Source organism: Amycolatopsis umgeniensis, from assembly GCF_014205155.1.
Taxonomy (GTDB): Bacteria; Actinomycetota; Actinomycetes; order Mycobacteriales; family Pseudonocardiaceae; genus Amycolatopsis; species Amycolatopsis umgeniensis.
The window spans coordinates 727,915-753,431 of the sequence record NZ_JACHMX010000001.1; the positions used below are offsets into that span (position 1 = coordinate 727,915).

The 25,517-nt window shown below is 68.3% G+C and carries 21 protein-coding genes; 11 read left to right on the forward strand and 10 right to left on the reverse strand.

The genetic code is table 11. From position 1 onward, the window contains the following. Nucleotides 1-3: 3 nt before the first annotated feature. Complete coding sequence (locus HDA45_RS03200) at nt 4-774, reverse strand: endonuclease I family protein (protein ID WP_184891805.1); 771 nt, start codon at nt 772-774, stop codon at nt 4-6. 239 nt (nt 775-1,013) lie between these two features. On the opposite strand from HDA45_RS03200, the gene HDA45_RS03205 reads away from it, so the two are divergent. The 3 genes from HDA45_RS03205 to HDA45_RS03215 all read left to right on the forward strand — a co-directional run bounded on the left by HDA45_RS03205 (nt 1,014) and on the right by HDA45_RS03215 (nt 3,384). After that, entirely contained in the window at nt 1,014-1,553 is a 540-nt protein-coding gene (locus tag HDA45_RS03205; RefSeq protein WP_246480591.1) for a hypothetical protein, read from the forward strand. A 62-nt stretch (nt 1,554-1,615) separates the two neighbouring features. Continuing rightward, a complete protein-coding gene (locus HDA45_RS03210) occupies nt 1,616-2,575 on the forward strand; it encodes an ATP-binding cassette domain-containing protein (RefSeq protein ID WP_184891806.1) in 960 nt (319 codons plus the stop codon). Continuing rightward, the gene (locus HDA45_RS03215) at nt 2,572-3,384 is read left to right on the forward strand and encodes an ABC transporter permease (RefSeq protein WP_343071967.1); all 813 of its coding nucleotides are present in this window, start codon (nt 2,572-2,574) and stop codon (nt 3,382-3,384) included. Before HDA45_RS03210 ends, HDA45_RS03215 begins: the two co-directional genes overlap by 4 nt. A 13-nt stretch (nt 3,385-3,397) precedes the next feature. Here HDA45_RS03215 and HDA45_RS03220 read toward each other — a convergent pair whose 3' ends face one another. After that, nucleotides 3,398-3,586, reverse strand: coding sequence for a hypothetical protein (locus HDA45_RS03220; protein WP_184891807.1), 189 nt, complete (start codon nt 3,584-3,586; stop codon nt 3,398-3,400). A 343-nt stretch (nt 3,587-3,929) separates the two neighbouring features. Between HDA45_RS03220 and HDA45_RS03225 the strand changes: the two genes are divergently transcribed. After that, the gene (locus HDA45_RS03225; protein WP_184891808.1) at nt 3,930-4,652 is read left to right on the forward strand and encodes a Clp protease N-terminal domain-containing protein; all 723 of its coding nucleotides are present in this window, start codon (nt 3,930-3,932) and stop codon (nt 4,650-4,652) included. A 66-nt stretch (nt 4,653-4,718) separates the two neighbouring features. After that, complete coding sequence (locus tag HDA45_RS03230) at nt 4,719-5,120, forward strand: nuclear transport factor 2 family protein (RefSeq protein ID WP_184891809.1); 402 nt, start codon at nt 4,719-4,721, stop codon at nt 5,118-5,120. Nucleotides 5,121-5,196: 76 nt separating this feature from the next. Here HDA45_RS03230 and HDA45_RS03235 read toward each other — a convergent pair whose 3' ends face one another. After that, nucleotides 5,197-6,159: a GlxA family transcriptional regulator gene (locus tag HDA45_RS03235; protein WP_184891810.1), complete on the reverse strand. Its 963-nt coding sequence runs from the start codon at nt 6,157-6,159 to the stop codon at nt 5,197-5,199. 73 nt (nt 6,160-6,232) lie between these two features. On the opposite strand from HDA45_RS03235, the gene HDA45_RS03240 reads away from it, so the two are divergent. The 3 genes from HDA45_RS03240 (at nt 6,233) to HDA45_RS03250 (ending at nt 9,554) form a co-directional block, all read left to right on the forward strand. Beyond that, nucleotides 6,233-7,054, forward strand: coding sequence for a dienelactone hydrolase family protein (locus HDA45_RS03240; RefSeq protein ID WP_343071968.1), 822 nt, complete (start codon nt 6,233-6,235; stop codon nt 7,052-7,054). An 87-nt stretch (nt 7,055-7,141) separates the two neighbouring features. Further along, on the forward strand, nt 7,142-8,392 hold the full coding sequence (locus tag HDA45_RS03245; protein WP_184891811.1) for a preprotein translocase subunit SecY: 1,251 nt from the start codon (nt 7,142-7,144) through the stop codon (nt 8,390-8,392). 13 nt (nt 8,393-8,405) lie between these two features. After that, nucleotides 8,406-9,554: a glycosyltransferase gene (locus HDA45_RS03250; protein WP_184905247.1), complete on the forward strand. Its 1,149-nt coding sequence runs from the start codon at nt 8,406-8,408 to the stop codon at nt 9,552-9,554. On the opposite strand, the gene HDA45_RS03255 is transcribed toward HDA45_RS03250, so the two are convergent. From HDA45_RS03255 to HDA45_RS03275, 5 genes are all read right to left on the reverse strand, one after another. Then, a complete protein-coding gene (locus HDA45_RS03255) occupies nt 9,544-11,394 on the reverse strand; it encodes a pentapeptide repeat-containing protein (RefSeq protein ID WP_343071969.1) in 1,851 nt (616 codons plus the stop codon). The genes HDA45_RS03250 and HDA45_RS03255 overlap by 11 nt on opposite strands. Nucleotides 11,395-11,625: 231 nt before the next feature. Continuing rightward, nucleotides 11,626-14,139, reverse strand: a complete 2,514-nt coding sequence (locus HDA45_RS03260) for a CHAT domain-containing protein (protein ID WP_184891813.1) — start codon at nt 14,137-14,139, stop codon at nt 11,626-11,628. 32 nt (nt 14,140-14,171) lie between these two features. Next, nucleotides 14,172-14,642 carry a hypothetical protein gene (locus tag HDA45_RS03265; RefSeq protein ID WP_184891814.1) on the reverse strand — a complete coding sequence of 157 codons (471 nt, stop codon included), beginning with the start codon at nt 14,640-14,642 and terminating at the stop codon, nt 14,172-14,174. Next, nucleotides 14,639-15,223, reverse strand: a complete 585-nt coding sequence (locus HDA45_RS03270) for an RNA polymerase sigma factor (protein WP_184891815.1) — start codon at nt 15,221-15,223, stop codon at nt 14,639-14,641. Before HDA45_RS03270 ends, HDA45_RS03265 begins: the two co-directional genes overlap by 4 nt. After that, nucleotides 15,220-16,812, reverse strand: coding sequence for a S8 family peptidase (locus HDA45_RS03275; RefSeq protein ID WP_184891816.1), 1,593 nt, complete (start codon nt 16,810-16,812; stop codon nt 15,220-15,222). Before HDA45_RS03275 ends, HDA45_RS03270 begins: the two co-directional genes overlap by 4 nt. Before the next feature lie 30 nt (nt 16,813-16,842). Here HDA45_RS03275 and HDA45_RS43175 point away from each other — a divergent pair, with 30 nt between their 5' ends. Continuing rightward, complete coding sequence (locus HDA45_RS43175; RefSeq protein WP_184891817.1) at nt 16,843-17,646, forward strand: dynamin family protein; 804 nt, start codon at nt 16,843-16,845, stop codon at nt 17,644-17,646. Here HDA45_RS43175 and HDA45_RS03285 read toward each other — a convergent pair. Further along, the gene (locus HDA45_RS03285; RefSeq protein ID WP_184891818.1) at nt 17,629-21,111 is read right to left on the reverse strand and encodes an indolepyruvate ferredoxin oxidoreductase family protein; all 3,483 of its coding nucleotides are present in this window, start codon (nt 21,109-21,111) and stop codon (nt 17,629-17,631) included. The genes HDA45_RS43175 and HDA45_RS03285 overlap by 18 nt on opposite strands. Before the next feature lie 161 nt (nt 21,112-21,272). Here HDA45_RS03285 and HDA45_RS03290 point away from each other — a divergent pair, with 161 nt between their 5' ends. Continuing rightward, on the forward strand, nt 21,273-21,743 hold the full coding sequence (locus tag HDA45_RS03290) for an Lrp/AsnC family transcriptional regulator (protein WP_184891819.1): 471 nt from the start codon (nt 21,273-21,275) through the stop codon (nt 21,741-21,743). Between the two features lie 358 nt (nt 21,744-22,101). On the opposite strand, the gene HDA45_RS03295 is transcribed toward HDA45_RS03290, so the two are convergent. Further along, nucleotides 22,102-23,067, reverse strand: coding sequence for a helix-turn-helix transcriptional regulator (locus tag HDA45_RS03295; RefSeq protein ID WP_343071970.1), 966 nt, complete (start codon nt 23,065-23,067; stop codon nt 22,102-22,104). A gap of 62 nt (nt 23,068-23,129) precedes the next feature. Here HDA45_RS03295 and HDA45_RS03300 point away from each other — a divergent pair, with 62 nt between their 5' ends. Then, nucleotides 23,130-25,415 (forward strand): excinuclease ABC subunit UvrA, encoded by a 2,286-nt coding sequence (locus tag HDA45_RS03300; protein WP_221471001.1) that lies wholly within the window; start codon nt 23,130-23,132, stop codon nt 25,413-25,415. The last annotated feature ends 102 nt before the right edge of the window (nt 25,416-25,517 follow it).

Here is a 25,517-nt window from a genome sequence, read left to right on the forward strand (position 1 = left end):
TCGTCAGCCGTAGATGGAAGCGGCCCATTCGGGGTGGTCGATGAAAGGGTTGCGGTTGTGCTGGAACTGGTCGTAAATGACCTGGTTGCGGCGCTGCTCCGCCGCGTCGGGCGGGTCCTGGGTGTTCCACGTCAGCAGGACCGAGAGCCTGCCGATATTGGGCTTTGAGCCGTTGTCGACGGCATCGTTGGGTTCCAGATCAGGGAAGCCGTCGGTGCCGTCGTAACGGACACTCATGTACAGGATCATGCGGGCCACGTCGCCCTTCACCGCGTCTCGCGGCTCGAACGAATCGTCATCGGTCAGGCTGCCGGGTGCTTCGTCGACCGGGGAACCACCGGCGTCGAAGTCCTTGTTGCCACGAGTGCTGTTGACCGACACGTCCTCGGCTCGCAGATGGTGCAGGTCGGTACCGGGTCCGGTCGCGGTACCGAAGTCACCGTGCGACTTCGCCCAGACATGTTCCCGGTTCCATTCGTCGACACCGCCGCCGTTGGCGGTTTTCGCCTGCGAGCGGCCGCTGTAGAGCAGCACGACGTTCGCCGGATCGGCCGGGTCTTCGTCGGTGGCCTTGATCCCGTCCCACACCTGCTCGTACGTCAACTTGGTGTTCGTGCTGATGATCCCGTGCAACGCCGCCTTGAGCTCGGCGCCGGTCTTGCCCTGCGCGTCCTGGTAGTAGTCGTCGGCCGTGGCCGCTGTCGGGGCCGCGACGGTGATCCCCACCGCGGCGGCGAGCGCGACCGCGTGGGCGATCCGGCGGACTGGCTGCATGGACAGGTCCTCTCCCCAGAGGCGCCGCCCAGGATCGCCGTCCACTCGGCGACCCGCGGCAACGCACTAGTCATCTAGTTGGAAAAATACTGTCATGCCTGTCAATGGGCACCGCCTCGCCGCGAGGGCTGCCTTGGTCGTTTGAGGTGATCGTTTCCCCGAAACCCGCGGACGCCGTCGTTCCGGGCTTAAAGTCGGGCCAGGGCAAGAAGGAGTTCCTTCGGCGACCGGGGGCATCGATGGACGGGAACCAGATCCGCTTCCAAGGGATCGTCTGGACGTTCGGGAAGCGCGAATTCGCGGCACTGCTGGTGGACGGCCACTCGACAAACGAACCTGACGCGTTGCCGCGTGCTTCACGAGCCCGCGGGTTACCGCTCACGACGGATATCCGGCGCGTTCCCCTGACACTCGTTCCCGGCTGGCGGATCGAGGCGACCTTCGAGGAGTCCGCCCTCGGCACCCAGGTGCGGCTCACCGTCCATTGGCCGCACATCCGTCCTTTGATCAGCCTCGCCGGCGTCGACCTTCCTCAACGGTGGCAACAACTCGCGGTCACCCAACGGTCCGCGTTGCTGTTGATCGGCCGCGACCTCGTCGCCCATGACGGCGCCTTGCCCGCTCGGGTGGCGCGGCTCGCGGAGTCCGGCGAACTGGCCGCCGGATTCGTCTCGTTCCGCTCCGGAAATCCCGCGCCGCGGGCACCTCATCTCCTGGACCGGCCGGATCGGCGCCACCCCGCAACTTTCGTTGCGATGAAGAGAGACCTTGTGCGCTAGCCGATCAACCGTCCCGAACGGTTCGGTGGTACCGACACCGAGAACCGATCCGGAGCGGGAACGTGATCACAGCACGAGATCTGACGAAGAAATACGGGAGCACGACGGCCGTCCACGCCCTGTCGTTCGACATCAAACCCGGTGTGGTGACGGGGTTCCTGGGGCCGAACGGGGCGGGCAAGTCGACCACCATGCGGATGATCCTCGGCTTGGACGCGCCCACCGAAGGCTCGGTCACCGTCGGCGGCAAGGCCTATCGCGACCTGCCCGCGCCGATGCGAGAGGTCGGCGCGCTGCTCGACGCCAAGGCCGTACACGGCTCCCGCACGGCGTATAGCCACCTGCGATGGGTGGCGCAGGCGGGCGGACTCCCCCGCCGCCGGGTGGACGAGGTACTCGACACCGTCGGCCTCACCGAGGTCGCGGGCAAGAAGGTCGGCGGCTTCTCACTGGGCATGTACCAACGGCTCGGCATCGCGACGGCCCTGCTCGGCGACCCGCCGACGCTGTTGTTCGACGAGCCTGTCAACGGACTCGACCCCGAAGGCATCTACTGGATCAGGAACCTGATGCAGGACCTCGCCGCCGAGGGACGCACGGTCTTCGTGTCGAGCCACCTGATGAACGAGATGGAAGAGACCGCCGCCCATGTCATCGTGATCGGCCGGGGCGAACTCATCGCCGACATGCCGATCACCGACCTGACCCAACGCAGCTCCCGCAGTCACGTCCATGTGATCTCCCCTCAAGTCACCGAGCTCGCCGGAGTGCTCGAGCGGGCGGGCGGCACGGTGGCGAAGCTGGAAGACGGCTCTCTCAACGTCGTCGGCCTGGACGCGCCGCGGATCGGTGACATCGCGCTGGAACGCCGGCTCGGGCTGCACGAGCTCACCCCGGTCCGCGCGAGCCTCGAGGCCGCGTTCATGGACCTCACCAAGGACAGCGTGCAGTACCGCTCCGCGGGTGAGCGCAAGCTCGCCGAGACGGTGCGGGCACTCGCGACGGAGGGAACCGGACAGTGACCACCACGATGGCCTCCCCCGGCCTCACGAACACGCTCGCCGCGGAATGGACCAAACTCAAGTCGGTGCGTTCCACCTGGATCGTCGTCGCCGCGGCGACGGTGGTCAGCGTCGGCTTCTCCGCCCTGTTCAGTCTCCTGACCGAAGCGGACTACCAGAATCTGCCTGCCGGGCAACGGACGGACTTCGACTCGGCGGGCACCAGCATGGTCGGGATGAACCTCGGGCTGATCTTGGTGTCCGTTCTCGGGGTGCTCGCCGTGTCCGGCGAGTACTCGACAGGCATGATGCGCCTCACCCTGGCCATCACGCCGCGACGGGGCCGCGTCCTGCTCGCCAAGGCCGTGGTGGTGGGACTGCTGACCTTCGTCCTCGGCACGGTGTTCGCGACGGCGGCGTTCTACTCGGGACAGTTCGTTCTCGGCCTCGACTCGGACATCCCCACCTCCGGCCTCGGCGATCCCGGCGTGCTGCGCAGTCTGCTCGGCTGGGGCGCGGAGATGGCGGCTTTCGCCCTGCTGGCCCTGTCGTTCGGCGTCATGATGCGCAGCGCCGCGGGCGCCATCTCCACCGCGATCGCCTTCATCTTCGCCCCGGCCATCCTCGGCGCCCTCCTGCCGACGTGGGTGCAGCGCGACATCCTCGCCTATTTCCCCGCTTCGGCTGCCGAGCAACTCAGCGCCGCGCAGCTCAAGACCGACGCGGTGACCTACCTCGGCCCGCTGACCGGCGGCGGCGTCCTGCTCACCTGGGTCGCGGTCACCCTGATGGTGGCCTACTCCCTGATGGGCAAACGCGACTCCGGCTGAACCGGACCGCGAATCAGCATGCCTCGGCAAGAGGCGGCGCGACACAGCAAGCACCGGTGAAACAGCCGAAAACCACATCGGCGGGCTGGTTCGACCAGTTGTCGAAACGGTCGATGACGAAAGCGTCCTGTCTCACCACAGCAGTGTCCACACCAGACTCCGCGAACAGCGACCGGACCGTGTCGACAGCAGTGTTCCGCATCCCGTACTCCCACCATGAGGCGTTGCCAGATACCGGGAAGTGTGCCCAGCCAACACATTCGCCGACAGTGCGAACACTCACCGACGGGATGTGCCTTTCGACTAAGCCGAAAGGGCTAACGGGCCGCTCGGCTTAGTCGAACAGTCGGAAAATCCCTTTCACGAAGAAGAGGTGGGCAGCGGCGTCACGACCCTGCCCATTGTCCGCGATGATCGATGTGTCGAACTCGTGAAGCGTATTGGCGAGAACGACTTCGCCGAATCGTTTCGCTATTTCCGGCCGCTGACGCGTTCGCGTCAACCGGTGGTTGACGTGAGCACGCGGTCAACCTAAGGTTGACGGCATGACACAGACGACTCCGCCGGTCAGGCTCGACGACCTGATCACGGCGATCACCGAGAACCACACCACCGCCCTCGACCAGCTGACCGGCGCGATGCTGCTGGCCGACCGCATCGGCGAGGTCGCCGACCACCTCATCGGTCACTTCGTGGACCAGGCCCGTCGTTCGGGCGCGTCCTGGACCGACATCGGCCGCAGCATGGGCGTCACCAAACAAGCAGCGCAGAAACGGTTCGTCGGCAAACCCGAGGCCGGCCCTTCGCACAGTTTCGAGAAGTTCTCCCAGCCCGCCCGCACCGTGATCGTCTCCAGCATGAAAGAGGCCAAGCTGGCGGGCAACGCCGAGATGCTCCCCGCGCATCTCGTCCTCGGCCTGCTCGGCACCGAGGGCACCGGGGTGGATGCCTTGCGAGCGCAGGGTATCGACCTCGACCAGGCGCGGGACGCGGTGATCGCGACGCTGCCCGCACGTACGGACGAAGACCCGGTGCTGATCCCGTACGACGCCCACGCGAAGAAGGCGCTCGAGCTGACGTTCCGGGCGGCCTTGCGGCTCGACGACGAAGGGGTCAGCTCCGGCCATGTCCTGCTGGGGTTGCTGGAGGAAGAAAACGGCGCCGGATTGCTGTCCTCGCTGGGCGTCGACGCGGAAGCGGCCGAGAGGTTCGTCGCGGACGCCGCCGGTGAACCGCCGTCGATCCCCGCCGGAACCGGCGGGCACTAGGCGGTGTCCTGGTCCCCCGATACCGTGTAGCCGACGGCCATGCTGCACGAGTGAAGAGGAGCGGGTATGACCGACGATGTGGCCGCCCAGGTGATCAAGGCCGAGCAGGATCGGATCCGGTGTCTCCTCGACGTGGATCGCGACACCTACGACCGCTTGCACGCCGAGGAGTACCGGTTGTGCAACCCGACCGGCACCGTGTGGACGAAGGCCGAGTACCTGGATCTCCTCACCACCGGGCGGGTCGCCTACCGGGAACTGGCGCTGATCGGCGACGTGGACGCCATCGTCGGCACCGACGTCGTCGTCCTCCGCTACCGGTGCGTCATCGAACTCACCGTCGACGGCGCGGACATCCCGCGGCACGAGGCCTGGCACACCGACGTCTACACCAATTCCAGCGGCACGTGGCGTTGTGCCTGGTCGCAAGCCACCGGCATCATGGACCTTCCGTCGGCCGCACCCTGAACCGGCACAACGTTTTCCAGAAACTGTCGACGCTTGTTCCAGGCCGGTTCCGGCGTGCAACACGAGACCGCGGGTGCTACGAGAGACGGCGGAAGGCGGCGCGGTAATCGCTCGGGCGTTGTCCCGTGTGCTTGGCGAAGAGGGCGGCGAAGGTTCCCGGATCCCGGTAGCCGACAGCGGTACAGATCCCGGCGATGGTGCGATCCGTCGTTTCGAGGAGATGGCGTGCGCGCCGGACGCGTGAGGTATGCAGGTACCCAAGCGGGCTCTGACCCGCCTCGTCCGCGAAGCGCCGCAACAACGTCCGCGAGCTGACCTTGAAAGCGCCTGCCAAGGCGGCCAGGTCGTATCGGGCGGCCAGGTCCTGGTCCAGCCGCCGCATGACCCGGCGGGAGAACTCGTTGCCAGGACGTGGAAGCAGTCGCGCGTCGACGTAGGGGGTCTGCGAAGAGCGCGCGTCGTCGACCAGAGCCACCCGCGCTGTCGTCCTCGCCACTTCGGCGCCGCTGTGTTCGCGGATCAGTTCGAGCGCGAAGTCGTACATGGCGCTGAAGGCCCCTGTCGTCGTGACTCCCTTGTCGGTGACGACCAGGTGCTCGGGCCGGACATCGGCCTCCTGGCGGCGTCGAGCCAGTTCGTCCGCGAAGAGCCAGGACGTGGTGGCGCGGCGACGGTCGAGCGATCCCGCCTCGGCGAGCAGGAAGGCGCCGACACAGATCGACACGACGACCTTGCCCGCGGTGGTGTGGGAGCGGATCGCCGCGATTTCCGCCGCGAGGCCCGTGATCTTCGCGTCGATGTCCTGACCCGGTACGAGCTCGAACCCGGGCACGACGAGGACGTCGACTTCACGCAGCGGCGAGACGGCCAACGTCACCCCACCCGACGCGACGACCCGTCGGCGCGGCGAAACGACGGACACCTCGTACCCGGCGCTTTCAGGGCCCGCGACGTGCATGGCCATCGTGAGGAGATCGGGGACGCCGAACACCTCGGACGCGAAACAGCCCGGATAGGCCAGGACGCCGACTCGCAACATATGGCGAGATTACCCCTGGATCTGGCGATCTGGCCTATCGCCGCCGGCAGCCGTGCTGGTCCACGCTGCTGGGGTGCAAGGAAACCTCGATGACGCGATCGCCGATTTCTCCCGCCGTCTCGTGGGGGTGGACGACGTGACGAAGACGGTGCACGTCGCGGGTTCCGGGCCGGCGGTGGTGCTGATGCCCGAGATGCCGGGCATCAGCCCCGACGTCCTCCGGCTCGCGCGGTGGGTGCGGGACGCGGGATTCACCGTCTACGTCCCCTCGCTCTTCGGAACCGACGGCGCCCACCCGACGGTCGAGGAAGGCCAGAAGGTGGTGCGTCGCGCGTGCGTCAGCGCCGAGTTCCGGGCGTTCGCGGGCGGCGGCACCAGCCCCGTCACGGGGTGGCTGCGCGGTCTCGCGCGGCTGGCGCACGCCGAGTGCGGCGGTCCCGGGGTCGGTGCGATCGGCCTGTGCTTCACCGGCAACTTCGCCCTCACCATGGCACTCGAGCCCGCCGTCATCGCGCCGGTGGTCAACCACCCGTCACTGCCGCTGGACGACCCGGGAGGGCTCGAACTCAGTGAGGAGGACGCGCTCGCGGTCCGCGACCGCGTCTCGCGCGACGGTCTGAAGGTTCTCGCCTATCGCTTCGAGGGTGACCGCTGGTGCACCGGCCGGCGCTTCGCCGCGTACAGCGCTCTCCTCGGCGACGCCTTCGACGGCCGCGTCCTGCCGGACAGTGCCGCGAACACCGAACCGCCGCCGTTCTTCCGTGACGTGGTCGGCACACCCCACAGCGTCGTCACCGCGCACCCCGTCGACTCCGACGGTCATCCCACGCTGCGGGCCAGAGACGAGATCCTCGCCCATCTCACCGCGACTCTCGCGACACCGAAGATCTCCTGAAGACCGGTGTCATCGAGATTTCATCCGTCCTCCCTAGCTTGATCCCCAGACGCGGGCAGGGCGAGACGACGGAGGCTTCACCGACCGATGAACGACAGTGCCGAGCGGACGGCGGACAGAGGGTCGCTCCGCCACCGGATCCTGGTCACCCTGCTGGTGATCGTGGTGTTCCGGCTCGGGCAGAGCCTGACGGCTCCCCACGTGGACGTCCGAGCGATCGAGGGAACGTCCAAGATCGACAATCCCCTGTACTGGCTGCTCGACCTCTTCACCGGCGGTGGGCTGTTCACCCTGCCGGTGTTCGCGTTCGGCGTCCTTCCTTGCCTGGCCGCCCTTCCACTCATGCGCACGCTGATCGTCCTGGTCCCGCGACTGGCCACGCTCCGGGCCGAAGGTCAAGCAGGCGCGCGCCTGCTGACGCGGTACCAGCGACGGCTCACCGTCGCGCTCGGCTTCCTCGGCGCTGTCGGTGTGGTCGTGTTCCGCGGCGAGGAGGTCCTCGGCGACGGCGCCGTCACGGTGGCGTGCCTGACGGCGGGCACCGCGCTGGTCCTGCGGCTGACGGAGGTGATCACCGACCGGGGATTCGGTGACGGCGTCAGGATCCTGCTGCTGGTGCAGGTCGTCGCGGTGCTGCCACCGGAGTTCCTGCGCCTGTACGAGGCCAAGGGCTGGATCGGCATCGCGGTCATGGCCGTCGTGGCGCTCTCGGTCATGGTGATCACGATCGTCTTCGCGCAGACACAACGTCGCATTCCCGTTCAGTACGCCAAGCGGATGATCGGCATACGCGCGTATGGCGGGACCTCGTCCTACATCCCGCTGCGGATCTCCCAGGCGAACAGCCCGGCCGTCCTGGCCGCGGTACTGCTGTACCTGCCGGTGCTGGCGTCGGATCTCTGGCCGGGCGTGACCTGGTTCGAGTGGATCGGATCCCGGTTACGGGACGAAGGAACTCCCTGGCGGATCGCGATCTACCTCTTCCTCGTCTGCCTCTTCGCTTTCATCAGGGCGGCGGGAACGTTCGACGTCGAGCAGGTGTCGCGCGACCTGGCGCGCACGGGCGGTTTCATCCCCGGAATCCAGCCAGGTGGATGGACGGTCGATTACCTCGGCTACGTGTACCACTGGATCTGCGCCTTCGGAGCGGTCTACGCCGGAGTGATCGCGGTGATCCCGGCCACCGGGCTGGCTTTGCTGGACGCGAGCCCGCGATTCCCTTTCGGCGGCGTGGCACTGCTGGTGGTTCTCGTGTTCCTTGTCAGTGTCACGCTCGACACCGCACGGCAGATCAACGAACTGCGCGTACGAAAGAGCTATGGACAATTCCTTCGGTGAGGAGTCTTCAGTGATGCGTCTGTTCTTCTCCGCCGGGTCGGGCTACAGCCACATCGCTCCCTTGCTGCCGCTGGCCTCGGCGGCACGGGAGCGGGGCCACGACGTCGTGTTCGCAACCGGGCCGAACGCGGTCGAGCACCCGCGGGCGAGCGGCTTTCAGACGATCGGGGTTGGCGGGACGGTCGACGAGGCGGCCGCCCGTCAGGCCTGGGGAAAGTACTCGCCCTCCGAGCTCGCGGCGATGTCGCCGGACGAAAAGCTGGCCTACGTGGTCACCGTGATGGCCGAGACCGGAGCCGGGCCGAGGGTGGACGGGATGCTGGCCGCGGTCCGCGAGCATCGGCCCGATCTGGTGATCGCGGGTGCCGCCGAATTCGCCGCGCCCGCCGCGGCGGCGATCGCCGGCCTGCCGTACGTGGTACACGGGATCGGGCCGCCGAAAGCGACCGCGATCATGGCGGGCGGCTGGCGAGCGCTCGACCCGATCGTGCGACGCTTCGGCCTCGACCGGTTCCCCGATCACGAGACCGTCCCGTACCTGGACATCTGGCCGGAAGCGTTGCGGCCGCGAGGAGTCGCCTGGGATCACCCCGTCCGTCTGCCGGTCCGGCCGGAAGGGGTTCTGCCAGCTGCCGGAAACCGTCCCGAAGTCCTCGAAGGGCTACCGCACGAACGGACCGTTTACGTCACCGCAGGGACCTCGCACAACACCCGGCTCGGGGTGCTGGAGACCATGATCTCGGCGCTGCACGGTGAAGGCGTCAATGTCGTCGCGACCATCGGCCGCGACGGCGACCGGGCGCGGTTCGGATCACAACCCGACTCCGTACGTATCGAAAACTTTCTTCCGCAGCAACGAATACTGCCGTATGTCGACGCGATCGTCTGTCACGCGGGAGCCGGCACCGTGCTGGGTTCACTCGCGCACGGCGTGCCGCTGGTGGTCTCGCCGCTGGCCACCGATCAGTTCGACATGGCCGCCCAGGTCGTCGAGGCCCGAGCCGGGGTGCTCGCCGAGAACGGGATCCGCGACGCCGTCCGCACCGTGCTCGCCGACTCCGCGTACCGCGATTCCGCCGGAACCCTCGCCGAGCGGATAGCGGCGATGCCGGAACCCGCCACCATCCTGGACCACCTGCCGAAGTACGCCACTAACGTTTGACGCGGGCACGGATGGCCAGGACAGCAAGGGCCACCAGCAGAGGACCGAGCGCACGGCCCGCCATGACCGTCCAGAATCCCACAGGCGTGAGCTTCTGGTCGGTTTCACGGAAGACCACCGAGCCCAAGGCGATCCGGATCGCCTTGTCCATCCGGTCGGGCGTCCATCTCTTGTCGGGCGCGGGCAGTTTCGACTCGACGGGCTGGACTCGGTAAACAGTCGTCGGGGGTTGTCCGGTCGCGGCCGGGAACGGGCCGACGATCTCCTGCACCCCGGTCCCGTTCGTCAGGCCGAACTGGGTGAGCAGGGCGAAGATCACGGCGACGAGCACGACCAGTGCGGAGAGGGCACGTCCCGCGCGCTGTCCGTAGCCGGAAATCATCCAGTAGAGGGTGAGCAAGACACGTTCCCGGCGAGAGGTCGTGCCGGAGTGGCGGCGCGCCTCCATTTCGCCGAAATAGAAGTCGCCCGCACCTGGTTCGTTCTTCGCGTCTTCGAACGCCTTCCGCAATGACCGGTACAACACGGCGAGCCGTTCCGGGCTGAGCGGAGGGAAGGTGACGGGACTCCCGAGGTTGGGCAGGTTCCTGGACCAGCCACGGTGTTTGCGCCGCTCGGCCCGCCAAGGGTGTTCCTCGGCCAGAACCCGTCTCCGGGACCAGTGCCACACGGGCGGCCAAGCCCAGCCGCACCGCCAACCGGTCGGAGGCCGGTTGAACGGGCCCCTGCCCTCCAGCTTGAGCTTGTCCAGTTGGTGAGCTCCGGCGAACCGGCACCAGCGAAGGTCCACATCCGCGAGGGTCACCTGCGACACGTCGGTTTCCTGCACGCTCAATACGCTGGGAACCCACGGTTCGAGAACGTCGATCGAACCGGAAGCGTGGCTGCCCGGCCACTGCGCGACCATTTCTGGATCAGTCTCGACGACCAGGCTCGAGAACCTTCGCGTGAACGGTGCGGGTGAACCGCTGAGTGACGACGGCGCCCCGAAATACGCTCGCCGAAGGGTCACCTGGGCGCGTCGTACGCGGAGCTCCGCGCCCGCCTCGAAGCGCGTATCGGATGCCGTGAGCGATCCTGCCTCCGCCTCGACCACGACACGCCGGGCGAACGAGGCACCGTCGATAACGAGAACTGTCGCCACCACCGGGCCGAACCTCGCTGCCTCTTCGAAGTGCGCGTTGCGGAACCACGCGGATCCTCGGAACCTTGCACCCTCGAACGTCGCGGCCGCACCGAAACGCGTGCGGACGAACTCGGCACTCTTGCCGAAGCGCGTGTCGTCGAACAAGGCCTCGTCATCGAATCGCGTCGTGTCGAACAGGCAGTCTTCCCGGAATTCCGCGTGGCCGAATTTCGCGGCCTCGGCGAACTGGGCATCGTCAAAGACCGCCCTACCGGCGAATCGCGCCCTGGAGAATCGGGCACCTCGATGAAACCGTGCCCCTTTGAACACGACTTCATCATCGAACCGCGTGCTCCCGAACCACGCGTCTCCCTCGAACGACGCCGCTCCGAAATGGGTGCTACCGGCGAACTTCGCCTGGGCGAATCCGCCGTTCCCCTCGAACCGTGTGTTCCCGAACCCGGCGTCTCCCCCGAACGACGCACCGATGAACCAGATGTCACCGCTGAACCGCGCACCGTGAAACCGGGCCTCGCCCTCGAACCGCGCACCGGTGAACTGACGGCAGGCATGATCAAGCGCGGCGGGAGTTTCCGGGCTGTAGCGGTCATAATGGAAGAACCCCGCGAAATGGCAATATCCGAAGTCCGCCGCGCCGAAATGTGGCCTGGCGACATCGCCGTTCGCCGGAATATCGGAAACAGCCGTCAGCACTCGGCCGAGCAGCAGCGGGGTCAGCGTGGTTCCGCGAACATCCAGATCCGCTCCGGGACTGAGATTCCGGAGCGTTTCCTGCAGCCCGCGCTCGTCCAGATGAGCGAGACAGTGGTCGAACCCCTCGCACTTTCGGCCTACGCACCCGCCAGTGGCGCACGTCGGCCAGAACGGCTCTACAAGCGGTACATCGTCGCTGACCATCGCCTGCCTTTCCGGAGGAACTCGGCTTCACTGACCGAAACAGACCAACGGCATCAGCATCTCACCACAGGTGGCGTCGGCCAGCGCCCTGGCGGGGACCGTTCCGCGCGCCAGCGCACGGTGGTAGGACTCCATGACCTGCACGACCGCCCGATCATCGACCCTGGCCACACTGGAGATCACCGTTCCGCTCCCGCTGTAGAGCAACGCCGCGGTGAACCCGAGGATCTCGTCCCCGGGGCGGACCACCGCCTGCCCGATGTCGCAGGCGGACAGCACGACATGCTCCGGCACGGACTCGAGCAACTGGACGTCGTAGGCCATCAGCGGGCCGTCGGCGAGGTCGAGCCGGGAGAACAGCACGTTCTCCTGTTCGTGGTGCCCGTGCGCGGCCAAGTGCACCGATTCGTATTCCGCGAGCGCTTTCGACGTCGCTTCGATCGTGGCGTCGTTGCCTGCCAGCACTTCCGCGCGGGGGTAGACCTTCGCGACGCGATCCGCCTCGTTCGCCGCGTGTTCGAGTCCGGGACCGGCGACGGTCAGCATCGTCGCGTGGTCCGACGGCTCGCGGGCGGGCACCGAACAGCGGGTGAGCCACGCGGACGGAGACGGGGTGACCGTCACCGGGCGACCGCGCAACGGGTCGAGCAGGCCCCACGGCACGATCGACAGGACTCCGGTGGGTACCACCACGACGTCGGCGTCGCCCAGTTTCGCGAGCAGCGGGACGAGCAGTTCCTCGGCCAGCACGGTGACTTGACGGCGCACGGAAGACCGGATGACCCGCTCCAGCGCGGGCGGCAGCCTTCGGCCGCAGACCGCGTTCAGGTCACTCTGCAACCGCATCACCGCTTCGGACACCACGGCCACATCGCCGAGGTCGACCAACGACGCTTGGCGGCCATCGACCACCAGGGCGCGGAACCGTTCCTTGTCGGCGAGGAATCCGAGCATCACACTGTCCCTTTTGGACAGTTTCGCGCGGACGCCGCCATAGGTCGCCCTGGACACCCGGAGTGCGGAACCCTCGGTTTCCCATCCCCTCGCCCTGATGCGGCGTTCCAGTTCGGCGCATCGGCGCCGTGCCTCCGCGTCCGAGGCGCCGGCGAGTTCGGCGGCGCGGATCTTGCCCGCGAGCTGCCGCAGTTCGGCGACGGCGTCGGCGAGTTCCCCATCGGGCCGATGGGGCCGCTGGATCCCGAAGGCTTGCGCCCGAGACCGTTCGAGCCATCGGAAGACGACTTCCGGCGAACCGTTCGCCCATGCCGCCGTCAGTCCGGCCTTCGCCAGGTCGCGGCCGAGGGAGGCTACGCCGGTTCGCAGGTCGAGGCTTCCGAACCCGCTTCGATAGGTCTCCAGGGATTTCAACCCGGCCCGTGCCTCGGCCAAGGTCGTCCGACGGTCGCCGGTTGCCCACGCGAGTTCCGCTCTGGCCAGATTGCGGAGCAGGCGATTCGCCAGTGGGCCTCCCGGCAGGGCACGGTCCGCGAGAGCGGCGCGTGCGGCATCGGGTTCGGCGAGAGCGATGTCGGCCCTCGCGGCCAAGAGTTTCGCCGTCTCGGCGTCATTCCGGAGTCCGAGCCCCGCGAGCCGGGTGGCGAGTCTCGCCGCGTCCGCCGACACCCGCCTCATCCGGCCGCCCGCCGTGAAGTCGGCCCGCAGCAGGGTGAGCGCGGCGACCGCGGCCCACGTGTCGTTCCCGCGCCGTCGGAATCGGCGCGTCGCCCGGCCCGCCCATCGCCGTGCGCCTGCCAGATCGCCGCCGGCCAAGGCGGCTCGTGCCCTCGTCAGCTCCGCTTCGGCGTGTTCCTGATCCATCCGGAGGCGAGGGAACCGCGCGAGAGCGAGATCGAGTTCGGCGGCCGCTTCACTCGGCAGGCCCGCGGCGAGCAGCGCCCGCCCCTTGTCCACCGCGAGCGGGGCCAGCATGCCCTCACCGTGCTCCGCGTAGACCTCGGCCGCCGCGCTGAAATCGCGAAGCGCGCCAGGGATGTCCCCGGTGAGCACCTTCGCCTGTCCGCGCCCTTGGAGTGCTTTCGCCAGTGTCCTGGGAAGTCCGTCGACGGCCCCGTGCGCTCTCGCGATCTCGGCACAAGCGTCGAGGTCGGCGAGAGCGAGCCGGACACTGCCCGCGGTCTGGTGCAGCAACGCGCGATTCAACAACGACCTCGCCAGCGCCACGGGTTCGCCGGACCGTTTCAGCAGCGGAACGGCCTCGTCGAAACACGCCAACGCTTCGGCCATCCGGCCGACGAGGATCAAAGCCAGTCCACGCTGCTGGCGCAGGGCTCCGTGATCACCGAGGGCGACAGGCAACGCCTCGGCGGCGTCCAGCAGTTCGAAGCCGTGTTCGCTGTTGCCGAGCACGACCTCGACACCGCCGAGGGTGCTCAGCACTCTCGCGGCGAGCGTCGGCCGACCGGGATGATCGGCGAGCGCGGGCCGGTCCAGCAGTTTCGCCGCGGCGCGGAGCAGCCGCGCTCCGCGAGCCGGGTGCCCGCTGTTGGTCGCTTCGATCCCGTCACGGTGCAGCTCGCGCACGCGCTCCTCGACGCTCCACTCCACGGCCGGGCCTAGAGTTCCATGGCCGGTGTGCTGATCGTCCTGCCTTCCCCTCGCGGCCGGGCGATCAGCTGCACCATGCCCCGGGTCACCCTGTCGACGGCGAACCGCCCCTCCTGATCGGAGCTGACCTCGATCGAGCCGGACGAAGTGCGCACCTCGATCCGCAGCGCGGTGGGCGGCTGGATCCAGCCGTCGAGCCGGACCGTGCCGTCGTTGCGCGCGCCGACGCTGACCATGATCGTGAGGCGGCTGCATTCGAACGTGAGCAGGGTGCTGCGCTCGTCCCCTCTGGCCGCCGGTACGCCACCGCAGTCGATCAGCCGGAAGACCTCCAGGTCGATGTCCTCCAGCCCGACCGCGAACTGGATCCGTTCGACGAGGGTCTCGGGTACCGGATCGGCCTCGTTCCACAGCTCACGAACCTGGAGAAGGAGCGTCCGGTCCAGCTCGCCGAGAGATTCTTCGTTGATGCCGTTCATCTCCACTCCTCTCCTGGGGAGGTGGTCAGGATCTGCTTGAGCCGGGTCAGGCACCGGCTCCGCGTGGGTCCGACGCTGCCTCGTTTGATCCCGAGCGCCGAGCCGATCTCCTCGTAATCCGGGCGATGCACGAAAGCGACGATGCGGAGCAACGTCCGGCATCGTTCGGGCAACCTGTTCACCGCCGCCCACAGCCTCCGTCGCTGATCGGCGGTGACGGCCTCTTCGTCCGGACGCGGACCTGGCGCGGACACCGACTCGAAGAGACCGTCGTCCGGCGGACGCTCGGCCTGGTGACGGGTCCGCGTCCGCCAGGTCTCCCGTTTGGTCACCGTGATCAGCCAGGCGGTGAGCCCGTCCGGGCTGTGGATCTCCTGAAGGGATCCGAGAAGGTTCAGCCATGCCGTCTGGACGACATCGGACGCGCTGTCCCGGTCGATCCCCTGAGCCCTCGCGACATGCCACAGCAACGGTGTCAGGATTTCGATCAGCCCGTTCAGGGCCTCCCGATCCCCGTTCTGGGCGGATTTGAGCAGCGACGCGAGATGCTCGAAGTCGAGGCCCCCCGATGACGCGTTCATCGGAGCAGGTCCAAAGCCGCTTCCGCTCGCTTCCGCGTGGCGCCGCGCGTGCAGGTGGTGAACCGCGTCTTCTCCTCGTCCGCGACGGCCATCAACGCGTTGAGCACCGCCGAGGCGGCCTGGGGAGCGGCGAAGGAAGTCCCGTCCCAGATCGCGAAGCCACTCGAGAAACAGTCCGGATCGAAACCCTTCCGGCCGAGAGCGGGCGCGTGATGATCGGGAGTCTCCGATCCGTCGATATCCGTCGGATGGGTGCTCACCACGCAGACGCCGTCGGCCCAGCAGGACACATAGGCGCCTTCATTGGAGAACAAGGCCTTGCTGCCGTCGGGATTCAGTGCGCCGACGCCGATCACCCGCGGCCCCTTTCCCTGCAGTCTGGTGGAAAGCGCCGCGGGGAAGAACTCGCGGCTGGTCGCGTTGTTGCCCGCAGCGGCGACGACCACCACGCCGCGTTCGGTGAGCTTGCCGACGACCTCGGCGAGCTGAGAGGTGTATTTCGCGGCCGTCGGCCACTCCTCGAAGTACCCGATGGAAAACGAGATGACGTCGATCATGAGCTCGGGATCGCCGTTCTTCTTCTGCGCTGCGCGAACCCGGTCCAGCGCCTTGTGCAGCATGAGCAAGGTGTCCGACAGATAGGCGACACCGTCGGTGTGCACGATCCTGACCGCGAGCACCTTCGCCCGGGGTGCCGCCTGCCGGATGACACCCGCGATGAAGGTGCCATGGCCCGCGTCCGCGGCGACTTCGCCGATCAGCGCGTCCGTCGTCATCGGCCCGTCGCGATGGCCGACGAGGAATTCCGTCGGGGCCGTCGAAGCCAGCAGTTTCTCGTTCTCGAGAATCGCCGCCTGGATGTCGGGTGCGACGACGATGAACTCGTCACGGAACTTCCCTCCCTGAGAAGGGTCGTAGACGTCGAGCCAGGGATGTGACCCGGTACCGGAGTCGGGGACCAGCACCGTCGGTCGGCGGGACAACGCGGGCCGCGCGGGTGCGGGACCGGGCAGGGAGACGGGGATCCGGGATCGGCCACCTGCCCGGCCGCCGCTGACGCGCTCACCCAGCCCGGTGACGTCCCAGGGGACGCCGGTCAGGCCGACACCGGTGAACATGAGGTGGTCCAAGGAAAAGCGCCGCACCATGGCCGGATCGAGCGTCGCCCGGTCACGGGTGGAAGCCTCGCGCAGGCGCTGCAACACCTCCCACGCGTCGATGATCCGCGCGCTCGCCCCGGCGCGGAGGGCCAGCGCGAGCGCGACCGGCGCGTCCGGCGGGCGGAACTCACCTCTCGAAGTGAAGGCCTGCAGCCCCATTTCCCGGAGCACGGCCTCGATACCGGTGCGGGTGGAGCCGTCGTTCCACGCGTCCGACGGCATCAGGAGGACATTCGTGCGGTAAACGGTCGGCAAGTACCTGCTCGACCGCTCCGACGGCCACCCCGCGACGACCATCCCGTCCGCGGGTTTCAGCACCCGCGCGCCGTGGCGTTCGAGCAGTTCGGCGGGGAAGGACGGCAGATAGGACTCCTCGGCATCCGATGCGGGGTACGCGTCCGGGTCGGGCGAGACGAACCTGACCACCATCACAGCCTCCCTCTCACGGCGGAACGGACCATGACACTGAGGTCGCGGGAACACCGTTGGCGGATACGAAAACGCGAATCTCAACCGGGTAACGAAATTCAACAACGGTCGTGCGTTCTGACAACAAATCCTCGCCGTGGTCAGAGAATTCGTCGAAGCCGTCGGTCGGAATATCTTCGCAATTCGAGCTATTTCGTGAACCCGAAACGAGAACGGAAAGTGACCGGACGATCTGGTCACGCCGATACACCTGATCGGGCGGTAACCCCGCGGCCGTCCGGCGCGCCCATAGGACGTGAATTCCCGAAATCGTTTCGGCGAACCCGTATCCCGCTCTTGATCGGGAGCACTTCGCCGACGGCGAACCGAAAGAGCCCGGAAGGAGATGCGGTGGTTTCCGGACATGGGGCCTGGCCGCTCACCGACGCGGTGGTCGAACTGGCCGCCCGGGCGACCGGTTCGCCGGACGACGCGCTGGCGCAAGTGGGCAAGGCGGTACGCGCCCGCCTGGACCAGCCACTGCGCGTCGCGCTGGTCGGCCGTGTGTCGTCAGGGAAATCGACGCTGCTCAACGCGCTGTTGGGCAGAGCCATCGCCCCGACGAGCGGACGTGAGTGCACTGAGGTCGTCTATGTGTTCCGGCGCTGCGACCCTGCCGGGCTCCCGGACGTCGCGCCAAAGGCCATCTGGGCACCTACACCGTCGGCAGCCGGACGATGGGGCGCTTCGCCTGTTACCCCAGCCCGTCCGGCAGGTCCGTGTTCGTGTGGACGAACACGGACCTGGACATCCTGTCGATCGGCTCCGACCCGCAGCTCAGCGTCGAGCAGATGAAGACCTGGTTCGAGGGCTCTGTCGGGCTGAAGTGACCGGGACGAGATCGGCGAGGAGCGCGGACTGTTCCCGTCGGTAGGTCTCGACGTTCGCCAGTTTGACGTCCTCGTAGCCGCGAACCAGATCGGGCAGCTCGGCCAGCGCCAGGAGCCTGCCACGATCGGCGTCCTCGGCGCCGAACGCGGCGAGGATCGTTTCCCGGTACTGCGCGACGAGTTCCCGCTCCACCTTCCGGACCCGTGCCCTGCCGAACGGGTCCCAGCGCGTGCCGCGCAGTTTCCGCGCGGCGCGCAGCGCGACGAACAACGGCCGGAAGCCGGGGCCCAGCGCGATCTTCCGCTTCATCCCCAGCGCGCGGAGCACGGGCGGGTGCAGACGGTAGGCGTAGCGGCTGCCCACTCCGAACTCCGCCTCGATCCCCGCGAGCACGGCGGGATCGAGCGAGAGCCGAGCGACTTCGTACTCGTCCTTGTAGGCCATCAGTTTGTGCAGATTGCGCGCCACGGCTTCGGTGACGGCGGTCGAGTCCCCTTCCAGGACACGGACGTGCTCGACGAACTCCGCGTAAGCCCGCGCGTAGCGGACGTCTTGGTACTGGACGAGTTCGGGGACACGGATGTCCAGCAGGCGCGCGAGTTCCGAACCCTGCTCGGCATGCACGAGCGCGCGGGCGCGGAGAGTGGCCTCGGACGGAGCCGACGTCACGGCGACGGCGGGAGGAGCGACCGCCGCGTGCAGTCCCTCGGGATCCGCGACGAGTTGCCTGCCGCGCCGGAAAGCCTGGAGGTTGCCCGCGACGGCGACCCCGTTGAGTTCGATCGCGCGTTCCAGGCTGGCCGCGTCCAGCGGGATGGCTCCAGTCTGAAGAGCCGCGCCGAGCTGGAGGATGTTGGCGAACTGGTCGTCGTCGAACAGGGTCTCCGCCAGCGCCCTGGCGTCGAGCGCCACGGTTCGCGCCGCGCTCTCCGCGATCGCGCCGCGCACGGCCGCCGCGTCCGGGAACGACACGGTGGTGTCGACGACCATCCGGCCGGTCGGCACCTCGGTCGTGGAGACCACGGCGGTGGTCCGGCCGGGATCCGCCACGGTCAGGTGCACCGGGTCCGCGCCGACGAGGACGTCACAGGCCAGGTAGAGGTCGCATTCCCCGGCCGCGAGTTTCGGGGCCTGCGGTGTCGGCTCGGCGGTGATCTTCAGATCCGAGACGACGGCGCCGCCCTTCTGCGCGAGCCCGGTCTGGTCCAGTGTCCGGACCTGCCTGCCCTCGATCACCGCGGCGGTGGCCAGGATCTGCGCGACGGTGACCACACCGGTCCCGCCGACGCCGGTGATCCGCACGGTGAAGTCGGTGCCGTCGGTCTCGGGCGCGGGCAACTCGGCGGCGGTGATCTCCCCGGCCCGCCGACGGTTTTTCCGCCCGGTGGGCACCACCGTCATGAACGAGGGGCAGTCCCCCGCCAGGCACGAGTAGTCCACATTGCACGAAGACTGGTGGATCGTGGTCTTACGGCCGAACTCGGTGCTGACCGGCTGTACCGACAGACAGTTCGACTTCTCGCCGCAGTCGCCGCATCCCTCGCAGACCCGTTCGTTGATCACGACCTTGGCGGCCGGGGTGTCCAGCTTTCCGCGACGCCGTTTGCGGCGCTTCTCCGCGGCGCATTCCTGGTCGTGGATGAGCACCGTCACCCCGGGAATGGTGGCCAGTTCCTCTTGTGTGCTCAGCAATTCGTCGCGAGAGCGGACCTCGACGCCGTCTGGGAGGCGGACACCGCGGAACCGCTTCGGCTCGTCACTGGTGATGACGACCTTGGCGACGCCTTCGACCAGGAGCAGCGAAGCCAGCCGTTCCACCGGCAGCCCGCCGATGGCGTCCTGTCCGCCGGTCATCGCGACTGTCGCGTTGTAGAGGATCTTGTAGGTGATGTTCACCCCGGCGGCCACGGCGGCCCGCACCGCGAGGCTGCCGGAGTGGGTGAACGTGCCGTCGCCGATGTTCTGCACGAAATGCGAGGCCTCGACGAACGGCTCCATCCCGAGCCACTGCGCGCCCTCGCCGCCCATCTGCGTCAGGCCGACCACGTCCCCGACCTGTTCCGGTTCCATGAACAGCGCCATGGCATGGCAGCCGATGCCGCCGCCCACCACGGTCCCCTCGGGCACCTTGGTCGAGGAGTTGTGCGGGCAGCCGGAACAGAAGTACGGCGTCCTGGTCAGCAGCGGCACCGAAATGCGCTCACGGCGCCGTCGACCCCGCCACGCCGTCACCGACGGGATCTCGTGGTGCTCCGTCAGCCGTCCGGCCAGCACCCTGGCGACGGCGTCCGGGTCGAGCTCGCCGAGTTCGGTGCACAGGGTGCGGCCGTCCGGACCGGTCTTGCCGTACACGGCGGGCGCGCCGGCGGTACCGTAGAGCACTTCCTTGATCGCCGATTCGACGAAGGACCGCTTCTCCTCCACCACGACGATCTCGGTCAGGCCCTCGGCGAACCGGCGGACGATCGACGGTTCGAGCGGATGGATCACGCCGAGTTTCAGGATCCGGATCCCGTGCCGGGACAACGCGTCGGCGTCCAGGCCGAGCAACCGCAGCGCCTGCATCAAGTCCAAGTAGGACTTTCCTGCGGTGACGATGCCGACGCGGTCCGCGGGGCCTTCCTGGACGATCCTGTTGACCCCGCTCGCCCGCACGTACTCGAGGGCCAGCGGCACGCGTTCGGTGTAGAGGCTGCGTTCGAGCGCCATCAGCGTGGTGCCGAGCAGGCGGGAACTGGGCTTGTGCCGGTAAGGCGTGAAACCCTTGGCCAGCTCCGGCGCCGTCCACTGTGGCCGGACGCGGGCGGTGCCCGCGGCGTCGGCCACGTTCGCCACGAGTTTCATCGACGACCACAGCCCGCTCGCCCTGGACAGCTCGACGGCGTGCAGGCCGAAGTCCAGGACGTCCTGGGAGTCGGACGGGAAGAACACCGGCATGGCCAGATCGGCCAGCGCGAGCTCGGAGGCACAGGGCACCGAAGAGGACTTCGCGTTCGGATCGTCGCCGACCAGCGCCACCGCGCCGCCCGCCGGATCGGTACCCGCGAGGTTGGCGTGCCGCAGGGCGTCCGTCGCCCGGTCCAGACCGGGCGCCTTGCCGTACCAGAACCCCGTGACCCCGCCGCGCGAAGAGCCGATCGACGAGGTGAGCTGACTGCCCATGACCGCCGTCGCGGCGAGCTCCTCGTTCAGCCCCGGACGGTGCACGACGTCGTGTTTGTCGAGCAGGACGGACCGGCGGCCGAGTTCGAGGTCGTACCCGGCCAGCGGGGACCCCTCGTAGCCGGAGACGAACACCGCGGGGGACGCCCCGGCCGCGCGATCGTGGCGCACCCGGTCGAACAGCATCCTGACCAGGGCCTGGACCCCGCTGAGGTAGACGGTGCCGTCCTCGGCCAGATACCGGTCCTCCAACGTGAACTGCTCCACCAGACCTGCCTCCTTCGGCACCCCACGCGATGTCACGACAGAAGACCCGACCTCGCGGGCCGCCGCAACAAGCGGCAGTCTATTGGCATCGATCACGCAAAATATCCGGCCCATCCGCACAGCTGGCCGATATTCGTTGCGTCTGCGTACCATCCTGACTCATGGCGGACCAGCTCATCGACGAGACCGATCGCGAAATCCTCGAACTGCTCCGGGAAGACGCCCGGCGCACCCTCGGCGACATCGGTGCCCGCGTGACGCTGTCCACCGCGGCCGTCAAACGCCGCATCGACCGCATGCAGGAGAACGGCGTCATCGTCGGCTACACCGTCCAGATCGACCACGCCAAACTCGGCTGGGGCATCGAGGCGTTCACCGAACTGCGGTTCACCGGGACCACCAAGGTCGGCGAGATCGTCCGGACGACCACGCGGATGCCGGAAGCCCAGGCGGTGTTCACCATCGCGGGCGACCCCGACGCGCTCGTCTGGCTGCGGGTGCGGGACATGGGCCACCTGCAGCAGACCATCGACGAGATCAGGCGGCACCACCAGGTGACGGGGACGAAGACGCTGATGGTGCTGGACTCGTGGACCCGCGGGCAGCAGTGGCCCCAGACGGACGACGCCTGAAACCGGCCTCGTGGGTTGGTGCCGACTGCGCGTGAAGGCCCCCTTCCCTCGGCTCAGCCGAGGGAAGGGGGCCTTCACGCGGCTCGACGGGGTCTCGTGAGGAGTAAGGAACGTGGCGTTCGCGACTCCTCCCGTAGCTTCGCGTGCCGGGCGAGGTGTCGGTGCAGGTGGTCGTGAGCGGTAAGTCGCGTTAGAGCGCAACGGCATCTGCTTGCCCCCTCCCGACCAGGGTGAAGGTGAGTTGTCAGCGGCGGCCACCCCGGTGTCGCGAAAGCCACTTTCGCGACATCAGACGTCCCGAAAGTGGCTTTCGCGACACCCGAACCGGCACGCGGGCAAGCGACCCGACACCCTTGCCTCACCGCCCACGTGACCCACTCCCCCGGAGCAGACGTCGCCCTGTCCGCGCGAGGTACTCCCCGAACTCCTCCGGTTCCTCCACCGTGAACTCGACGTCGGTGAGGGTCAGGACGACCGCCAGCCACTCGAAGGAATCGACGTACGCGACGTACCGGCAACCGCGCTCCCCGAGGGCTTCGAAACTCCCGTCGATCCGGTGCAGGCGGGCCGCGGCCTCGCTCGCGCCGACCTCCAGCGTCAGCGTGATCCGGAGCGATTTCGGGCTGTGGAAGCGTTCTTGGAGATGCCCCGCGACGTCTTCGACGGGGAGTTCGCGGGGTACGAACGCCACTTCGGTCGTCGTCGGCGCGGTGATCCGGTCAAGACGGAAGCTCCGCCAATCCCTCCTGTCGAGGTCCCAGGCGTAGAGGTACCACCGCATGCCGAGTTGGACGAGACGCATCGGCTCGACCGTCCGGGACGACGGGCCCTCCTTTCCCGTGTACGCGAACTCCAGGCACCGGCGGGCCGCGATGGCCGCGGCGAGGACGTTCAGGACGTCAGGTGTCACTCGCGGCTGTTCACCGCTCCCGAACTCGACGGCGGCGAGCGTCGCGTCGGTCCGCCGACGCAGGGCCGCCGGGAGGACACGCCGGAGTTTCGCGGCGGCGCGGTCCGCCGATTCGGCGGTGAGGTCGATACCGGTCCCGCCCGCGGCGGCGAGCCGCAGCCCGAGCACGGTGGCGATCGCCTCGTCGTGTTCCAGCATGAGCGGCGGCAGCGCGGCGCCCGCGACGAGCCGGTAGTTGCCTCCCGGCCCTCGGGTGCTCTCCACGGGGTAACCCAGGCCGCGGAGGTGGTCGATGTCGCGGCGAAGGGTGCGGGACGGGACTTCCATGGCCGTCGCGAGTTCGGCGGCCGGCCACTGGCGGCCGGATTGCAGGAGCGACAGCAGTCGCAGCATCCGTTCTCGTGGTGCCGTCACCGCGCCTCCCGACCGAATAGTTGTGGCCGTAAACCGGCCACAACTCATCGTAGCCTCGGTTCATGTCGAAAGTACGAGCCGAACGCGGCCGCTGGATCACGGTGGAGGGAGCCCGGACGCACAACCTCCGCGACGTGTCGGTGCGAGTGCCGAAACACCGGCTGACGGTGTTCACCGGCGTCTCGGGGTCGGGAAAGTCTTCGCTGGCGTTCGACACGATCGCGGCCGAAGCCGAACGGCTGGTCACCGGGACCTATCCCACCTTCGTCCGGAACCGCCTCCCCCAGCATCCGCCCGCCGACGTCGACCGGATCGACGGGCTGATCTTCACCACGATCGTGGATCAACGGCGGTTCACCGGGAACGCGCGGTCCACGGTCGGCACGGCGAGCGACATCGCCTCGCTGCTGCGCCTGCTGTTCTCCCGCGTCGGGGAACCGGGCGCCGGGTTCTCGCCCGCCTATTCGTTCAACGATCCCAGCGGGATGTGCCCGCGCTGCGAAGGGCTCGGCGTCGTCGACGACATCGATCTCGACAGACTGCTCGACCGCTCGCGAAGTCTGCGTGACGGCGCCGTGCGGTTCCCGACGTTCGCCCCCGGGACCTACCGGTGGAAACGGCTCGTCCATTCCGGACTCGTCGACCCTGATGTCCCGTTGAGACGGTTACCGGCGGCGAGGGTCGAAACCCTGCTGCACGCCGAAGGGCTCCCCCTCGACAACCCCGGCCCCGACTACCCCAAGCACGGCGTCTTCGACGGTATCGTCCCGCGGCTGCGGGATTCGTACCTGCGCAAGACCCCGTCGCGCCTCACCGCCGAGGAACAGGAAGGGCTCGCCGGAGTCGTCACTCGCGGCGTCTGCCCGGCCTGCGCGGGGACCCGGCTCTCCGAAGCGGCGCGCGACAGCCTGATCGACGGACGGTCCATCGCGGACTGGTCGGCGATGCCGGTCGGCGACCTGCGCGACGTCGTCGCGGCCGTGCGCGCTCCGTCGGTGGCGCCGCTGCGGCAGGCGATCCGGGAACGCCTCGACGCGCTGGTTTCCGTCGGGCTCGGCTATCTCAGCCTGTCACGGGAATCGAGGACGCTGTCCGGTGGCGAAGCGCAACGCGTCAAGATCGTCCGCCATCTCAGCAGCGCGCTCAGCGACGTCTGCTACGTGTTCGACGAGCCCAGCACCGGGCTTCATCCCCACGACGTGCATCGGCTCGTCGAACTGCTGGCCGAACTCCGCGACGCGCACAACACGATCCTCGTCGTCGAACACCATCCGGCGGTCATCTCGGCCGCCGACCACGTCATCGACCTCGGTCCCGCGGGCGGCGCCGACGGCGGTCGTGTCCAGTTCGAAGGCAGCCCTCGCGAACTCACCGCGACCGACACCGAAACCGGCCGGGTCCTCCGCGCCCCGCTCCGCTTGAAGAAGCGGACCCGCACGGCCCAGGGAACCGTGACGATCTCCGGTGCCCGCAGCCACAACCTGCGTGACATCACCGTCGACGTGCCGCTCGGCGTCCTGACGGTCGTCTCGGGGGTCGCCGGCTCCGGCAAGAGCACGCTGATCGCGGGCGAACTCCCCCGGCGGCATCCCGGTTTCGTGGTCGTCGACCAGGCCCCGTTGCACGGCGGCATCCGGTCCACCCCCGCCACGGTGCTCGGTGTCGCCGAACCGATCCGCGACGCTTTCGGCAAGGCCACCGGGAAGCATCCGTCGTGGTTCAGCGCCAACGGCCGTGGGGCCTGCCCCGTCTGCAAGGGGAAGGGCGTCATCATCACCGACCTGGCCTTCCTCGACGACGTCCAGACCGGCTGCGACGCGTGCGGCGGCACCCGGTTCAGCCAGGACGCGCTCGCCGCGCGCCTGGAAGACCGGACCATCGCCGACGTCCTGGCGATGAACCCCGCGGAGGCCGCCGCCCTGTTCGGCGAGCGGTCCCCCATCGCGCGACGGTTGCGCTGGCTGGACCGGGTCGGACTCGGCTACCTGACCATCGGACAGAGTCTCGACACCCTGTCCGGCGGCGAGCGGCAACGGCTCCTCCTCGCCCGCCACCTCGCCGACGCGGTTCCCGCGGACGACCTGCGCCTGATCCTCGACGAACCCACCGCCGGGTTGCACGGCAGCGACGTCGACAGGTTGCTCACCCTGTGTGACGAGCTCGTCGATGACGGCGCGACACTGGTCCTGATCGAACACGACCAGCGGGTGATCGCGCACGCCGACCACGTCATCGACATCGGGCCCGGCGCGGGTTCCGAGGGTGGGACGGTCGTGTTCGAGGGCACGCCGTCGGCCTTGGCCAAGGACGCCGCGTCGCTCACGGGCCGTTATCTGCGGAAACACTGAACGCGTTCCCGGCGCCGGACGGCGCCGGGAACACCCACCCGCCCGGGAACAGTTCCCGGGCAGAGCGAGATGATTCCCGATCAGGCTTTGTCCGACACGCCG

What these genes read in the sequence shown, in the direction of transcription:
- HDA45_RS03200 (WP_184891805.1), bottom strand. Translation starts at nt 774, where the DNA reads ATGCAGCCAGTCCGCCGGATCGCCCACGCGGTCGCGCTCGCCGCCGCG.
- HDA45_RS03205 (WP_246480591.1), top strand. Translation starts at nt 1,014, where the DNA reads ATGGACGGGAACCAGATCCGCTTCCAAGGGATCGTCTGGACGTTCGGG.
- HDA45_RS03220 (WP_184891807.1), bottom strand. Translation starts at nt 3,586, where the DNA reads ATGCGGAACACTGCTGTCGACACGGTCCGGTCGCTGTTCGCGGAGTCT.
- HDA45_RS03225 (WP_184891808.1), top strand. Translation starts at nt 3,930, where the DNA reads ATGACACAGACGACTCCGCCGGTCAGGCTCGACGACCTGATCACGGCG.
- HDA45_RS03230 (WP_184891809.1), top strand. Translation starts at nt 4,719, where the DNA reads ATGACCGACGATGTGGCCGCCCAGGTGATCAAGGCCGAGCAGGATCGG.
- HDA45_RS03235 (WP_184891810.1), bottom strand. Translation starts at nt 6,159, where the DNA reads ATGTTGCGAGTCGGCGTCCTGGCCTATCCGGGCTGTTTCGCGTCCGAG.
- HDA45_RS03245 (WP_184891811.1), top strand. Translation starts at nt 7,142, where the DNA reads ATGAACGACAGTGCCGAGCGGACGGCGGACAGAGGGTCGCTCCGCCAC.
- HDA45_RS03250 (WP_184905247.1), top strand. Translation starts at nt 8,406, where the DNA reads ATGCGTCTGTTCTTCTCCGCCGGGTCGGGCTACAGCCACATCGCTCCC.
- HDA45_RS03265 (WP_184891814.1), bottom strand. Translation starts at nt 14,642, where the DNA reads ATGAACGGCATCAACGAAGAATCTCTCGGCGAGCTGGACCGGACGCTC.
- HDA45_RS03270 (WP_184891815.1), bottom strand. Translation starts at nt 15,223, where the DNA reads ATGAACGCGTCATCGGGGGGCCTCGACTTCGAGCATCTCGCGTCGCTG.
- HDA45_RS03275 (WP_184891816.1), bottom strand. Translation starts at nt 16,812, where the DNA reads ATGGTGGTCAGGTTCGTCTCGCCCGACCCGGACGCGTACCCCGCATCG.
- HDA45_RS43175 (WP_184891817.1), top strand. Translation starts at nt 16,843, where the DNA reads ATGACACTGAGGTCGCGGGAACACCGTTGGCGGATACGAAAACGCGAA.
- HDA45_RS03290 (WP_184891819.1), top strand. Translation starts at nt 21,273, where the DNA reads ATGGCGGACCAGCTCATCGACGAGACCGATCGCGAAATCCTCGAACTG.
- HDA45_RS03300 (WP_221471001.1), top strand. Translation starts at nt 23,130, where the DNA reads ATGTCGAAAGTACGAGCCGAACGCGGCCGCTGGATCACGGTGGAGGGA.